The sequence below is a fragment of the Haematospirillum sp. H1815 genome (assembly GCF_012102705.1).
Taxonomy (GTDB): domain Bacteria; phylum Pseudomonadota; class Alphaproteobacteria; order Rhodospirillales; family Rhodospirillaceae; genus Haematospirillum.
In genome coordinates this window covers 140027-154886 of record NZ_JAAVTA010000001.1, presented here as the reverse complement: position 1 = coordinate 154886, position 14860 = coordinate 140027, and the positions used below count along the sequence as shown (strand labels likewise).

The window sequence follows — 14860 nt, the reverse complement described above, 5'->3', positions numbered from 1 at the left end:
GGCTCAACCAACACTGCCTTCAAGCGAAATGGAGACCAGCTTCTGGGCCTCGACGGCAAACTCCATCGGCAGGGTCTGCAAAACTTCCTTGCAGAACCCATTGACGATCAAACCAACCGCTTCTTCCGGATTAAGCCCGCGCTGCAGACAGTAAAACATTTGCTCCTCGGAGATACGGCTTGCCGTTGCTTCATGTTCGGTCCGGGCCGATGGATTGCGGTTCTCGATATAGGGAATGGTATGCGCACCGCACTGATCGCCGATCAGAAGACTGTCGCACTGCGTAAAATTCCGCGCCCCTTCTGCACCGGGCATAATGCGCACCAGTCCACGATAAGTCTGGTCCGACTTGCCTGCAGCAATACCCTTGGCAATGATCTTGGACGTCGTGTTACGGCCAATATGGATCATCTTTGTGCCCGTATCCGCCTGCTGAAAATTGTTGGTGATGGCAACCGAATAAAACTCCCCTGACGAATTATCGCCCTGGAGAATGCAGGAGGGGTACTTCCACGTTACAGCCGACCCGGTTTCAACCTGGGTCCACATGACCTTGGCATTCCGCCCGCGACAGGCTGCACGCTTGGTCACAAAATTGTAGATCCCGCCCCGTCCTTCGGCATCACCGGGGTACCAGTTCTGGACCGTGGAATACTTGATCTCGGCATCATCCAGGATAACAAGCTCAACCACCGCAGCGTGCAGCTGGTTCTCGTCACGCTGCGGGGCCGTACAGCCCTCCAGATAGGAAACGTACGCCCCCTCATCAGCGATAATCAGGGTCCGCTCAAACTGCCCGGTATTCTTTTCGTTAATACGGAAATAGGTCGACAGCTCCATCGGGCACCGCAGCCCTTTTGGGATGTACACAAAAGAGCCATCCGTAAAGACCGCCGAGTTCAGGCAGGCATAGAAGTTGTCAGCCACCGGCACAACAGATCCAAGGTACTGCCGCACCAAGTCCGGGAACCGTTGGACTGCCTCGGAAATGGAGCAGAAAATAACACCCATGTCCTCCAGGCGCTTTTTATAGGTTGTTGCAACGGATACCGAGTCAAATACGGCATCAACGGCAACACCGGCCAAGACTTCCTGCTCTTTCAGGGGAATGCCAAGCTTTTCGTAGGTCTTCAGAAGCTCTGGGTCCACTTCATCCAGACTGGCTGGACCCGCTTTCTGACGGGGCGCTGCATAATAATAGGCATCCTGGAAATCCGGGGTTGGATAATTCAGGTTTGCCCAGTCCGGCTCCTCCATTGTCAGCCACAAGCGGTAGGCCTTCAGGCGCCATTCCAGAAGCCATTCAGGCTCCCCCTTCTTTGCGGAAATGAACCGGACGATATCCTCGTTCAAGCCTTTGGGAGCCCGATCGCTTTCGATATCGGTTTCAAAACCGTATCGGTAATGTTCCAGTTCCTTTACGGTTCTGGCTGTGCTGTCTGTTGCCGCCATGCTCCGTCCTGCTCCCTTTGAAACTTTGCGCTGCTCAGGCCACGGTCACGGTCCGGGGCACAAACGGCAGCGGATCTGATGCCATATCGGCTAGGGTCACGTCTGAAAGCGCACGGTATACAGCGCCATTCACCCGATTCCAATGGCCGTTCATCGGACACAGGTTCCCGATCCCGCATCCATCCGGCGATTCATCTACACATGATGTCAGGGCGATAGGGCCCTCGACAGCCTGCACGATATCGGCAACCGTGATCTGCTCGGCTCCACGCCCCAGACCATAGCCACCAGACACACCCCGGGTCGAGACAACCAGCCCTTCCCGTGTCAGGGTCTTTAAAATCTTGGCGACTGTCGGCATGGGAATGCCGGTCTCGCCGGCAACCTGTTGAGCAGAGTGCCGCCCACCAGCCTTTACCATGTATACCAACAAAACAACGGCATAGTCGGTCAACTTGTTAATGCGAAGCATACAAACACCCCTGACATTTGCCTACCATCAGCCATAGATACAGTACCCTTTCGGTCCTTCTTTAATAAGACTAAAAAGGTCCTGTTTCAAGAGCAAGTTTACCTTGCCGACACAAGAAAAAGACCTATAGGGTCAAGGCTACACGTATATAAGTTGGGCATGATGCACCATGGAGCGCGTTAAAATTGTACTTCTGACTGCAGCTATTCTACTGTCAGCAATGACCCCTCAAGCTCATTGCGCTCAATCCCTTGAAGGAACTCCGTGGCTTGGTGCTGCGTTTTCAGGCAACAAAAGCAATCTGGAAGCCTTTGCCAAGAATGGCGGGAAAATCATTCGCCTTTATGGTGAGGAAGATGTGTGGGTTCTGGATGAAGCCGCCAAACTGGGGCTGAAAGTGGTGATGGGGGTATGGCTTGAGCATCCACGCCGGGGATTCAATCTTGACGACCCAAAAGCTGTGGAAGAGCAAAACGCCCGGATCCGCGACTTTGTAACCCAATACCGCAACCACCCAGCCCTTCTGGCATGGGGCATTGGCAATGAGGTCGAGCTTCTTCAAAGCGATCCCAGACCCGCATGGCGGCTTGTGAACAACACGGCAGCCATGGTCAAGGCCATAGACCCGGAACACCCCACCATCATGATTGTAGCCAACATGGGGGATGAGCATCTGAAAATCTTGGCTGATCATAGCCAACATGCCGACATTATTGGCATCAACACCTATGGCGACGGACTGTACGGACTTCCGGATCGCTTGCAAAAAGCAGGCATCCACAAGCCCGTTGCCATTACCGAATTTGGACCCTTGGGACAGTGGGACGCAGCCAAGAAGGCGTGGGGCGCTCCGCTGGAGCTGACAGGGAGCCAGAAAGCCAAATTTTTCAAAGATGCAATGGCTTTCATAAAGGAAAGCCCGCAACTTGTCGGTGGATTTGCCTTCGTGTGGGGAACTAAACAGGAACAAACCGAAACATGGCACAGCCTTCTGCTCAAAGACGGCAGCCTGACCCCCATGACCGACGCCCTGCTTGAGTCCTGGGGACAGGCCGTGGTGAACAAGGCCCCGGAAATACGCCATGCCCGTATCAATGCCGATAAACACCATTCCGGTGACGATATCATTGCCCACGTTGATGCCATTGACCCGGAAGGACATGCACTTACCACGGAATGGATTGTAAGAAAGGAATCAACGGATCTGAAAAAAGGTGGAGATATTGAATCGATTCCGGAACAGATACCCGTGCATGTCCGGCACAATAGCGTAAAGCAATTAACGTTTATAAGTCCACCATCGGGGGCTTATCGCCTTTTCATTACGGTACGGGATCCATACGGGAAAGCCGACACGGCAAACCTGCCGTTCCTGGTTTCCGACCATGAAACAAACTGAAGGTAATTTTTGTACATATAGACTTGGTCACAATGCCCCGCCGCGCGATTGACGCTGCAGGGCAACGGCATGACGATATACGAGCGATTCTCTTACGGAAACACTGTCATGCAGCTGGCTACCGCACAGGACCAAACCATTTTCCAGGAATCAGACCTTGCTCCCGTGGTCCAGTCTCCTCTTCTGCCGGACCATTTAAGAACAGGGCACTGGTACTGTGACATCCATCACGGCATGTTCCTGATCCTGCTGACCCGCGGGGCCCATGCAGCCAGCCATGAAAACGAAAAACTGACGCACTACTTCGTTGATACCATCACCATCTATTGGCTTGTTCACTGCCTGATGGAAGAGGAAGACATGGCCGGAGCCCTGATGAAGGGCATAGCCGATCCATCCGTTGTGCGTCAGCACTGCCGCGCCCATACGGCCCTGACGCAATGGTGGGACAACAAGGTCTTTTCACCGCTGAAAACCTCCGCCGCAAGCTGTGGAAGCATAGCCAGAACAATGACGGAGTTTCTGGAGCAAGTTGTTCATCACATCAACGAAATGGACCAGAGCACCTACGGAAAAGCATCCCCATCGACTGAAGAAAGTCTGATACAGGCGATGGAAGCTCTCTCACGCACCCATCTGCCACTGTCACCACAAATGGCCGGATGCCAGCAGGTCGCCGAATGCCTGGCACCCCGCATGTCCACTTTTGTGCGGCCCGACTCACTCAGCCCCTTGGCGATGGAGCAGGTCAAATCGTTCTTTCTCGCACCACGCCGGGAACCTCTCCTTGACGAGGAACACGGGGGATTCCGGGATCTGTTCTTTGCTCATTATGGAGCCGGGCGACGGAACAACAGCAACACCGAAATGCCCGTCGCCCGGTTCTAGACCAGTCCCTGAGGGATATCAGGGGGCGATTTCAAAGACCCCGTCAACTTCCACAGCAGCACCCAGCGGCAGGGACGGACACCCAACGGCAGCCCGGGCATGACGTCCCGCGTCACCGAATACTTGGACCATCAAATCAGAAGCCCCGTTGATCACCTTGGGATGGTCGATAAAGTCAGGTGTGCACGCAACAAAACCACCCAGGCGAACCACACGCTGAACCCGGTCAAGATTACCACCACACGCTGCCTTCAACTGCGTCAGCAGATTAAGCGCACACTGACGTGCTGCAGCGGCACCATCTTCCACACTGACCTCGCGCCCCAGAAGACCGGTTGTCATCAGGTTTCCATCACGCATGGGAAGCTGTCCGGAAATCACGACCTGCGTCCCAAGAAAAACCCACGGCACATAATTGGCAACGGGGGCCACAGCGGGGGGCAGAACAAGCCCAAGCTTCTCCAGACACGCATCAATACGACCATTTTGCATCACACATGCTCCTGAATTCTTGCAACAGAACAAACATCACCCAAGGAAGATTATTACCGATAAATTCCCGTTCTACACACAATACGGGGATGCCCAAAGACGTGCGTGTGTGATAAACCCTGGCCACGTATTCGGCAATCCAAAAGGGAACCGGCGCCACGCCTGTTGTTCCTATCCAGATTCAAGGGGATATCTGTGAGCAAGCTCTCTCTTCCGAAAGACAAAATAAAAATTGTGCTTCTGGAGAATATCCACAGCAGTGCCATCACCCATCTTACCGCCCAGGGCTATACAACGGTGGAATGTCATGGGGGCGCCCTAGATGGAGCCGAGCTTCAACACGCCATCGCCGATGCCCACATCGTCGGCATTCGCTCACGTACAAAACTGACATCTGATGTTCTGGCTGCAGCCAACAAACTTATTGCCGTCGGGTGCTTCTGCATCGGAACCAATCAGGTCAATCTGGATGCAGCGCGGAGCATGGGGATACCGGTCTTCAACGCGCCCTACTCCAATACACGCTCCGTTGCCGAGCTGGTTCTGGGGGAAATCATCATGCTGGCACGGCGTATCCCGGAAAAGAACTGGAACACCCACGGCGGAAGCTGGCTAAAAAGCACAGACGGGGCCTGTGAAGTCAGGGGAAAGACCTTGGGCATCATCGGTTATGGCCATATCGGCACCCAGCTGTCTATCCTAGCTGAGAACATTGGGTTGCGGGTCCTGTTCTATGACATTGTTGAAAAGCTGGCGCTTGGCAATGCCTGCTCGTGCATCAGCCTGGATGAATTGCTGGCCGCATCCGATTTTGTCAGCCTGCATGTTCCATCAACCCCCGAAACCAAAAACATGATTGGCACGGAACAGCTGGCCTTGATGAAGCCCGGCGCAGCACTGATCAATGCGGCCCGGGGTCAGGTTGTAGACATTGATGCCTTGGCCAAGGCCCTAAGAAAAAAACATCTTTCCGGCGCGGCCATTGATGTGTTTCCACAGGAACCTGCTGACTCAAAGGAAGAATTCATCAGTCCCCTTCGCGGTCTGCACAATGTTATCCTGACTCCCCACATCGGAGGTTCCACCCTGGAAGCACAGGCCAACATCGGCACCGAAGTTGCAGAAAAGCTGGTCAAGTACTCTGATAACGGTTCAACTTTAGGCGCTGTCAACTTCCCCGAAGTGCAGCTCCCCATGCATCAGGGTGGATCACGCTTTATGCATATACATAAGAATATCCCGGGGGTTCTGGCCAAAATCAACGAGGTTCTCTCGGCACACACAGTCAATATTACAGGCCAATATCTACAAACATCATCCAATATTGGCTATGTTGTTGTTGACGTCGACACCCGGGAAGGAGACATGGACGTCATCCGGACGGCGCTGGAAACAATTCCCGGCACAATACGAACACGGTTCCTGCTATGACCTAATAAAGAAAGGAGGCAGGGACAACGGCCCCCTGCCTCCGGTTCAAGGACTTACTAGGACAACAGGTAAAGTGGATCGGACAATACAAAATTGGGCGCGCCCTCGGGTGCTCCTTCGCAAAGGTTTATCATCATATCCGCCAAGGCATCGCCATCAACATCAACATGAATCGTGATATTGCGCCCTGCAATCAGCCCCCCAAACTCATTGATATTTCCACACTCTTCGTACCAAACCCCATTGGGACGAGGAAGCGTTCCCCCAAAATGCAACGATTGGAACCCATCTGTTAAACGGTCTCCATCAATGGCGGAAAGGTCAACGCGGTCCCCCTCTGCACTGTTGAAGTCAATAATGTAGTCGGGCGTATCTACCAGCGAATCCTCAAAGGAAACATAGACAAATGTATCCGCACCTTTGTCGCCAATCAGAAGATCGTTACCACCATTCCCCTGCAGGGTGTCATTCCCGTCTCCACCGGCAATCCAATTGGGGGTGCTGTTCCCGATCAAACAATCATCGCCGGATCCCCCCATAATAACTTCTATATTCTTGATCGTATCTTCGGGAATGCCCTCAACAAAGGCTACGCTTTCTGCACCATCTTCTGCTAAGGTGAGGTGTACAGACGTCGTCTTGTCAAGAAAATCGACCGCATCCATACCAGCCCCACCATCAATGTAATCGCGCCCGTCACCCCCACGGAAAGTGTTACCCTCGTCGTCTCCGATTAAACGGTCATCACCGGAACCACCAACGATCTGCTCGATATTACGTATCGTGTCTTCTGGCTTCCCGCCAACGTAGACCCTAACCTCATCTTTTCCCCTCAGGGCAACATGAACAGGCAGGTTTTTGTCAGAATAATCGGCAAAGTCCAGACTGTCTCCACCATCAATATAGTCTTGCCCCGGCCCTCCCCGGAATACATTCATGCTATCATCACCAACCAGCCTGTCATCACCCGAACCACCGATAACATTTTCAATATTGATGAGAACATCTTCGGTTACACCGCCGACAAAAACATTCACGGGCAATGATCGTTTCAAGGTAACAACAACGGGATCAACCTTGTCAGAATAATCTGCCGTATCCTGACAACCAGAGCCATCTATGATATCGCGACCACCCATTCCACGAAAAATGTTACTTTCATTGTTTCCTATGAAAAGATCATTCTGATCTGTCCCGATGATCGACTGCTTTGGGTCCATGTCGTATGGCTTCATGATCAAGGCCTCCTACTTTATTCATTTCATATTTCACATCAATAGTAGCATAAAATTATCACCATATTCGATATATAGTATTATATCGTCCCCACGCATTAACATGAGGGCAATTTTCTCATGACTATCATTGCACTGCAGCGTAGCGCATCTTCTCCTCCAAGCGATGCTCTACACAGCCGAAAAGCATTAGGAAAAGAGCTCCACATCAGAGCTGATATGCCCCCCGGAAGGACTCACTCCAACAACACTTAATGGAGCAGAACCAGTTATAAAGTCTTCCACTGGAGCCGGCTCTGTAACGGGATCCTTGGTACTGACAGGCACCTCTGACTCCTCAACAGAGTTCACGTTACCAGACCCATGGGGCTTGTGCGCAGGTGGAGTAAGAGCAGCAGTAGCATCAGAAGACCCCGGGAGCAAAACCTTGGGCGCTTCTTCAGAGAACAACCCCAAGAGCGTAACCGTAAAATCAGGGGCAGCGTCCCCATTGATATCCGCAAGAACAAGAGCCGGGTTCCCCGGACTACCCGGCACACACCACACAGCATGTGCTTCCGGACCATCTGTAGAAAAATGGAGAAGAGACGCTGCTAGCGTCAGACCAAAATCCAAGGCATCGCCTTCAGCGATACTGAAGTCAAGGATTGTATCCCCACCATCAAGCGAAGCATTATAAACGAAACGATCAGAACCGGATCCTCCGGTCAGGATATCCTGACCCTCTCCACCAAAAAGAATATCGTCACCAGCCCCACCAACGATGACATTGTTAAGGGAATCCCCCTTTATGACGTCATTCCCGGAGCCTGACTTGATTCCCTCAATATTACGAACAAGATCATCCAAGAGGCCATCTGCAAAAACTGTACTATCCTGTGATCCGGATAGCGCTATGTACAGAGACTTTTTGCTCTCAGAAAGATCAAGCACATCAAACCCGGCGAGACCATCAACAAGGTCACGCCCCGGCGTTGCCGCAAGCATATCATCACCATCCGTGCCAAGAATTTCATGCCTTAACACCACATTAATTTTTCCTTGCCGGGCTGACATTTCCCACACTCCAATCGTAATATCCGGTTGCAGATCCCCATTGACATCTGCAACAACTTTTCCTGCTCCCCACCCCGCATCCATATCATCCTGATACCAGATAGAATGAACACGCGGGACATCCCCCGAGAACGCAAGAGGCTGGAAGCCCTCACGCATCACGTTCCCATCAAAGTCCGAAAGGTCAATCCGGTCTCCCGACAGGCTGTTCAGGTCTGCGATAAAATCCTGATACTGCGGACTGGAATCAGAGAGGTGACGATAAACAAAGATATCGGCCCCGCCTCCCCCCATTAGCAAATCACCCTGGCCTGCACCTTCAATAAGATCGTCACCACCATTTCCGATCAAGACATTGACACCGTCATCACCACGCAATTCATCGGCCAAGGACGTACCAACAACACCCTCGATATTGCGCAGAACATCTTGGCAGATCCCATCCGCATAAACGTATGCATCATTTTCTCCGGCAAGCGTAACGCGTATCCCCGCAGATGATCTGGAATAATCGACAACATCGACTCCGCCATGCCCATCAATCACTTCATGTGCAGGCGCATCTATAAAAAGGTTGGCCTCGCTGTTGCCAGAACGATCAGCGACCAAAGACTCTTCTTGATCAGGGATCTGCACATCTGTCTCTGTTGTGGGGACAACTGAGGGAAGCTGAACCAGTTCGGACGATTCATGCTCTGAATAATCAACAAGATCTGTTCCATCCAGGCCATCAATCAATTCTGGTCCAGGTTCGGCACGGATCGTGTCATCTCCGGAGCTTCCAATACGGGGTGTCGGGGCTTCAGAAGGAAGCGCATGCGTATTATCACCGGCAACAAGGCGCTTTGTTGGAAAGAAACACTCGGAAACACGGAAGACAGCGCTGTTTCCTAGGAAACTGTCTTGTTCCACCCTGCGAGTCATTGACCACCCCCTACACGAGTTGCTGGAAGCAAAAGCGCGCGAAGGGTAGCTTGCCTGCCTCTAATATTCAAGCGCAGGTGGTTTATATCAATAAAAGAAACTAATGGGGGACTCACCAACCATGCAAGCCCTCTGTGGAATAACAATATTCCCCAGAGGGATCACGCCCTGAGCTCCTGGACACAGGCCTCGCTCAGAAAAACATCGGCCTTAGTGTGCTGCCCGATGAACCTGAAGCGTATGATTATGATTGAGAGGCCCGTGCCCGTGCCCAAATCCAGGTGCCGTTTCAATGGCAACACGCACATAATCACGGGCACGCGTCACAGAAGCCAGAGGCGAGAGCCCCTGAGCAAGACCAGTGGCAACAGCGGAAGCCAGCGTACACCCTGTCCCATGCGTGTGACGGGTCAACATTCTCTCGCCCTGAAAGCGATCCACGCCATCGGCATGAATCAGCAAGTCGACCAACAGATCACCATCCAGATGCCCACCCTTCAACAGAACAGCCGAAGAACCAAGTGCACGGAGGGCATCTATCGCATGAACCATGGAAGATTCATCAAGAATATCCTGACCAACCAAGGCTCCCGCCTCAGGAAGATTGGGCGTGATCAAGAATGATTTCGGGATGAGCATCTCTTTCATGGCCTGAACCGCATCAGGTTCAAGCAAGGCATGCCCCCCTTTCGCGTACATGACCGGGTCAAGAACAACCGGCACATCCGCTGCAAAATCATCAAGCGCCTGCGAGACAGCACGAATGATGCCGGTTGTTGCCAACATCCCGATCTTGATACAGTCAGCCCCAATATCTTCCATGACCACTGCAATCTGGTCGCGCACAAAAGATTCTGGAACAGGGTGTATACCAAACACACCCTTTGTATTCTGGGCCGTCAAGGCCGTAACCGCCGTTGCGGCAAAACCACCCAGACATGTCACTGTCTTGATATCAGCCTGAATACCGGCACCACCACCAGAATCAGAGCCGGCAATAATCAACACACGCCCACGGGATAAAGAGACCATCATGACACGCCTCCATCCGCACTGGACTCAATAGCCCGGCATAAATCCAGCGCGACATCTTCGACCAAGCCGGCATCCTCTGCCTCCACCATAACGCGGATCAAAGGCTCTGTACCGGATTTCCGTAAAAGAACGCGCCCGGTCACGCCCAGTCGTTTTTCCCAATGACCAACACAGCCTTTTACCGTATCCGAAGCCAAAGCATGATCTGCCTGACGGCGGCCAGCGACACGCACATTCCGCAACACTTGGGGATACGGGTGGAAAACACGCAGCAGCTCACTCGCACTACGACCGGACTGCACAAGCTCTGCCAAAACCTGCAGAGCCGCAACAAGCCCATCACCCGTTGTTGCATGGTCTCCCAGAATGATGTGACCAGACTGCTCACCGCCAAGCGCAAGACCGCTGGCACGCATCTGTTCCATCACATAGCGATCCCCAACAGCGGTCCGAAGCAACTGGATGCGTTCTGAGCGCAGAAAAGCCTCCAGCCCCAGGTTAGACATCACGGTCGCAACAACGGTGTCACCCGGCAATTCATCCCTGTTCCGAAGAGCGCGGGCAATCAGGCCCAGAATCTGGTCGCCATCAACCAAGTGTCCGTGCTCATCGCACAAAACCAGGCGATCGGCATCACCATCAAGAGCAATACCGATATCAGCCCCGTGACTGATAACAGCAGCCTGCATGGAATCCGGATGCTGAGAACCGCATTGATCATTGATATTGACCCCGTTCGGGTCAACGCCCAAGGGAATCACCTCTGCCCCCAGTTCCCACAGAACAGAGGGCGCTGTGCGATAGGCTGCTCCATTGGCACAGTCCACAACAACCTTCAACCCGTCAAGACGGAGCCCCCGGGGGAATGTCTGCTTGACGGATTCAATATACCGGCCACCCGCATCATCCAAACGCCTGGCCCGACCTAGGCCCGTTGGCGAGGACAAGGTTACGGCCTGATGCTCCGGTGCATCCAGCTCCTGCATCAGGGTCTCGATCGAAGCCTCGACCTCGTCAGACAGTTTATAACCATCGGGCCCGAACAGCTTGATACCATTATCTTGGTAAGGGTTATGGGACGCAGAAATCATCACGCCCAGATCAGCGCGCAGCGACCGGGTTAACATGGCAACCGCCGGCGTTGGCATTGGTCCCACCAACAGGACATCCATCCCGACAGAGATAAAACCAGCGGTCAGGGCAGGTTCCAGCATATAGCCCGACAACCGGGTATCCTTGCCAATAACAACAGCATGCCGATGAGGACCACGGGTAAAAATACGCCCGGCAGCCATTCCAACCCGCAACGCGGTTTCAGCCGTCATGGGTTCTACATTGGCTGTCCCACGTATACCGTCTGTACCGAAGTACTTTCTTGTTCCCATAAACGGCCTCGGTCTCTCTATTGTGCGGCAAAGCGCACAGCTTGCCATACATTACGCGCTTGCGCTGTTGCAGCCACATCGTGCACACGCACAATATTAATACCCTGCTCCCACCCAAGGGTCGCAAGAGCCAATGAACCGGGGAGCCGCTGAAGAGGATCAGCAACATCCGCAACCTGACCTATGAAACTCTTGCGTGACACACCCAGGGCAACAGGGCAGCCCAACCCGCGATACAGGCCAAGATGCCCCAAGATATCTGCATTGTGGGATGCCAGCTTGCCAAAGCCTATACCAGGGTCCACGCAAATATTCCGTTGGTCAATACCGACCCTGCGGCAGGCCTGAATGCGTTCTTCCAACGCATCAAAAACATCCAGGGCAGAACACATATAGGAAGGGGCCTGCTGCATCGTCCCCGGTTCACCCTGCATATGCATCAAAATGACCGGCTTCCCCAAACGAGCAGCCATATCCAGACTACCCGGACCACTCAGGGCTGAAACATCATTGATGATAGAAGCCCCGGCCGCAACGGCCGCCTCCATGACCGGCGCATGGCGAGTATCAACAGACACAACCGCACCAGCGTTGGCCAAAGCCCGGATGACAGGAACAACACGCCGGATTTCCTCGTCATGACAAACCGGTACAGCTCCAGGCCGCGTTGACTCCCCCCCGACATCAAGAATACCGGCACCTGCTTCCAGCATGGCGATACCACGTGCAAAGGCAGCATCGACATCCGGGCAGTCTCCACCATCGGAGAAGCTGTCTGGCGTTACATTAATGATCCCCATAACGACAGGACCACCCGGCAATATTGTCTCCAGAAAAGAGGGTGGCCCCTTCCCTTCACAGAAACGCATACGCCGCGTTGTATGGGCCAGAATCTCATCTCCACCCTGACAGGCCCATTGAACCAAGGCTTCGCGTGAAACAACGGTATGGCTGGCAATACCCGTCTCATCACGCCAGATAACCAGCCAAGCGGGGCTGTCATGCGCCCCACCCGGAATCATACCCAACGGAATAACATACAGGGGGAAAGAGCCTGAAACAGCGGAAGGAACCAGACAAAAGGCCCGCGGCAAGGCGGGACTTTTGTCTGCAAGCAACAAGCTGCCCATAACCAGAACTTTCAACTTTCCGGCTGAGGTTCCGGCCCGGGCCGGTTTGACAAGCCTGTATCAGGTTTCCCGCTGGAAGGCACAGAGGATTTCCGCACAGGACCAGACGCAACGCCAGATCCCGTAGCAGATGGCAGCGAGTCATCATCATCACGGACGATAGGCTGTCCATCCAGAAGGCCACGAAGTTCAGCACCGGTCAGTGTCTCATACTCAAGCAAAGCTTGGGCGATACGCTCCAGCTGGTCACGGTTCTCGGTCAGGATCTTCAGTGCACGCTTGTAGCCACGATCAACCAGTGTGCGGACCTCCATGTCCACTTCACGCGCTGTCTGTTCAGAAATGTTCTTCTGGGTTGTCACCGTATGCCCCAGAAACACTTCCCCCTCTGGCGCGGCATAGGCCAATGGCCCCAGACTCTCTGACATCCCCCACTCCGTCACCATTCTTCGGGCACGGTCTGTGGCCATCTTGATATCCTGCGCCGCCCCGGTCGTAACCTTCTCGGGACCAAAAATCAGCTCCTCCGCTATACGACCGGCCATGGCAATCGCCAGGAAGGATTCAAGATATTCGCGGCTGACGGAGTAGCGATCCCGCTCCGGCAAACTTTGTACCAACCCCAAGGCACGACCACGAGGAATGATCGTAGCTTTATGGATGGGGTCATAGGCCGGACAGTGCAAAGTCACCAGGGCATGCCCCCCCTCGTGATAAGCGGTCATCCGCTTCTCATCCTCGGTCATGACCATGGAACGACGCTCCGCACCCATCAGAACCTTGTCTTTTGCCTCCTCAAAATCAGAGTGGGTCAGAACCTTCTTTCCCTTGCGGGCAGCAAGCAGGGCAGCCTCGTTCACCAGGTTGGACAAGTCAGCACCGGAAAAACCCGGCGTCCCGCGCGCAATAACCTTGATGTCAACATCCGGGCCCAGCGGACTTTTGCGGGTATGCACACGCAAAATCTTCTCGCGCCCCAAAACATCCGGGTTCGGTACAACCACCTGACGGTCAAAGCGGCCCGGACGCAAAAGAGCAGGATCCAGAACATCGGGCCGGTTGGTCGCCGCAATTAGGATAACGCCCTCGTTGGCTTCGAAACCATCCATCTCAACCAGAAGCTGGTTCAGGGTTTGCTCACGTTCGTCATTGCCGCCACCAAGGCCTGCACCGCGATGACGGCCCACCGCATCAATTTCGTCGATGAAAATGATACAGGGCGCATTCTTCTTGCCTTGCTCGAACATGTCACGGACACGGCTGGCACCGACACCAACAAACATTTCAACGAAATCAGACCCTGAAATCGTGAAAAATGGAACGTTAGCCTCACCAGCAATCGCACGCGCAAGAAGCGTTTTCCCGGTCCCTGGGGGCCCAACCAGAAGGACACCCTTGGGAATCTTGCCGCCCAGACGCTGGAACTTCTGAGGATCGCGCAGAAACTCGACCACTTCCTCTAGTTCCTGCTTGGCTTCGTCGATACCGGCAACGTCATCAAAGGTCACACGCCCCGCCTTCTCGGTCAAAAGACGCGCCTTGGACTTTCCAAACCCCATTGCCCCGCGTGATCCGCCCTGCATCTGCCGCATGAAGAAAATCCACACGCCAATCAACAACAGCATCGGGAACCACGAAATCAGGACTCCCCAAATCGTGGGGACATCGTCTTCCCGTGGCAGCGCTGCAATACGGACATTATGGTCACGCAACTGCTGCACCACATTGGACCCGTCAGGCATAAAGGTGGAAAAAGCTTGACCGTTCTGCAAGGAGCCGGAAACACGACCACCCTGGATGGTCACAGCAACCACTTCGTTCCTGTCAACTCGCTCAAGGAAGTCAGAGAATGCAATGGCACTTCCTGAATTACGAGGCGAAGACGTCTGGAACAGGTTGAACAGCGCCACCAGAAGGACGGCTATTATAACCCACAGAAGCAAGTTCTTGCTGAAATTCAA

General features: G+C 53.7%; 12 protein-coding genes. 3 read left to right on the top strand and 9 right to left on the bottom strand.

Annotation, left to right across the window (positions count from 1 at the left end):
• Window positions 1-3: 3 nt before the first annotated feature.
• A complete protein-coding gene (gene sufB, locus HEQ60_RS00690; RefSeq protein ID WP_168068517.1) occupies window positions 4-1452 on the bottom strand; it encodes a Fe-S cluster assembly protein SufB in 1449 nt (482 codons plus the stop codon).
• A 34-nt stretch (window positions 1453-1486) separates the two neighbouring features.
• Window positions 1487-1924 carry an SUF system Fe-S cluster assembly regulator gene (locus HEQ60_RS00685; RefSeq protein ID WP_066135294.1) on the bottom strand — a complete coding sequence of 146 codons (438 nt, stop codon included), beginning with the start codon at window positions 1922-1924 and terminating at the stop codon, window positions 1487-1489.
• A 169-nt stretch (window positions 1925-2093) separates the two neighbouring features.
• Here HEQ60_RS00685 and HEQ60_RS00680 point away from each other — a divergent pair, with 169 nt between their 5' ends.
• On the top strand, window positions 2094-3323 hold the full coding sequence (locus HEQ60_RS00680) for a glycoside hydrolase family 2 TIM barrel-domain containing protein (RefSeq protein WP_168068515.1): 1230 nt from the start codon (window positions 2094-2096) through the stop codon (window positions 3321-3323).
• Window positions 3324-3431: 108 nt separating this feature from the next.
• On the top strand, window positions 3432-4211 hold the full coding sequence (locus HEQ60_RS00675) for a hypothetical protein (protein ID WP_168068513.1): 780 nt from the start codon (window positions 3432-3434) through the stop codon (window positions 4209-4211).
• 18 nt (window positions 4212-4229) lie between these two features.
• Here HEQ60_RS00675 and HEQ60_RS00670 read toward each other — a convergent pair whose 3' ends face one another.
• Window positions 4230-4703: a RidA family protein gene (locus HEQ60_RS00670; protein ID WP_168069079.1), complete on the bottom strand. Its 474-nt coding sequence runs from the start codon at window positions 4701-4703 to the stop codon at window positions 4230-4232.
• 195 nt (window positions 4704-4898) lie between these two features.
• Between HEQ60_RS00670 and serA the strand changes: the two genes are divergently transcribed.
• The gene (gene serA / locus HEQ60_RS00665) at window positions 4899-6134 is read left to right on the top strand and encodes a phosphoglycerate dehydrogenase (protein ID WP_168068511.1); all 1236 of its coding nucleotides are present in this window, start codon (window positions 4899-4901) and stop codon (window positions 6132-6134) included.
• Window positions 6135-6190: 56 nt separating this feature from the next.
• Here the strand turns inward: serA and HEQ60_RS00660 are convergent, their stop codons facing one another.
• From HEQ60_RS00660 to ftsH, 6 genes are all read right to left on the bottom strand, one after another.
• Complete coding sequence (locus tag HEQ60_RS00660; protein ID WP_168068509.1) at window positions 6191-7369, bottom strand: calcium-binding protein; 1179 nt, start codon at window positions 7367-7369, stop codon at window positions 6191-6193.
• A gap of 189 nt (window positions 7370-7558) precedes the next feature.
• Window positions 7559-9349, bottom strand: a complete 1791-nt coding sequence (locus tag HEQ60_RS00655; protein ID WP_168068507.1) for a M10 family metallopeptidase C-terminal domain-containing protein — start codon at window positions 9347-9349, stop codon at window positions 7559-7561.
• A gap of 210 nt (window positions 9350-9559) precedes the next feature.
• Window positions 9560-10381, bottom strand: a complete 822-nt coding sequence (gene thiD / locus HEQ60_RS00650) for a bifunctional hydroxymethylpyrimidine kinase/phosphomethylpyrimidine kinase (protein WP_168069075.1) — start codon at window positions 10379-10381, stop codon at window positions 9560-9562.
• Complete coding sequence (glmM, locus tag HEQ60_RS00645; protein ID WP_168068505.1) at window positions 10381-11769, bottom strand: phosphoglucosamine mutase; 1389 nt, start codon at window positions 11767-11769, stop codon at window positions 10381-10383. Before glmM ends, thiD begins: the two co-directional genes overlap by 1 nt.
• A 17-nt stretch (window positions 11770-11786) precedes the next feature.
• The gene (folP, locus tag HEQ60_RS00640) at window positions 11787-12914 is read right to left on the bottom strand and encodes a dihydropteroate synthase (protein ID WP_245183675.1); all 1128 of its coding nucleotides are present in this window, start codon (window positions 12912-12914) and stop codon (window positions 11787-11789) included.
• Entirely contained in the window at window positions 12911-14860 is a 1950-nt protein-coding gene (gene ftsH, locus HEQ60_RS00635) for an ATP-dependent zinc metalloprotease FtsH (RefSeq protein WP_168068503.1), read from the bottom strand. The genes folP and ftsH overlap by 4 nt, the downstream gene beginning before the upstream one ends.

Bases quoted from the DNA above. Each gene is read 5' to 3' on its own strand.
- HEQ60_RS00675 (WP_168068513.1), top strand. From the start codon at position 3,432: ATGCAGCTGGCTACCGCACAGGACCAAACCATTTTCCAGGAATCAGAC.
- HEQ60_RS00655 (WP_168068507.1), bottom strand. From the start codon at position 9,349: ATGACTCGCAGGGTGGAACAAGACAGTTTCCTAGGAAACAGCGCTGTC.
- HEQ60_RS00660 (WP_168068509.1), bottom strand. From the start codon at position 7,369: ATGAAGCCATACGACATGGACCCAAAGCAGTCGATCATCGGGACAGAT.
- thiD (WP_168069075.1), bottom strand. From the start codon at position 10,381: ATGGTCTCTTTATCCCGTGGGCGTGTGTTGATTATTGCCGGCTCTGAT.
- sufB (WP_168068517.1), bottom strand. From the start codon at position 1,452: ATGGCGGCAACAGACAGCACAGCCAGAACCGTAAAGGAACTGGAACAT.
- HEQ60_RS00685 (WP_066135294.1), bottom strand. From the start codon at position 1,924: ATGCTTCGCATTAACAAGTTGACCGACTATGCCGTTGTTTTGTTGGTA.
- HEQ60_RS00680 (WP_168068515.1), top strand. From the start codon at position 2,094: ATGGAGCGCGTTAAAATTGTACTTCTGACTGCAGCTATTCTACTGTCA.
- HEQ60_RS00670 (WP_168069079.1), bottom strand. From the start codon at position 4,703: ATGCAAAATGGTCGTATTGATGCGTGTCTGGAGAAGCTTGGGCTTGTT.
- glmM (WP_168068505.1), bottom strand. From the start codon at position 11,769: ATGGGAACAAGAAAGTACTTCGGTACAGACGGTATACGTGGGACAGCC.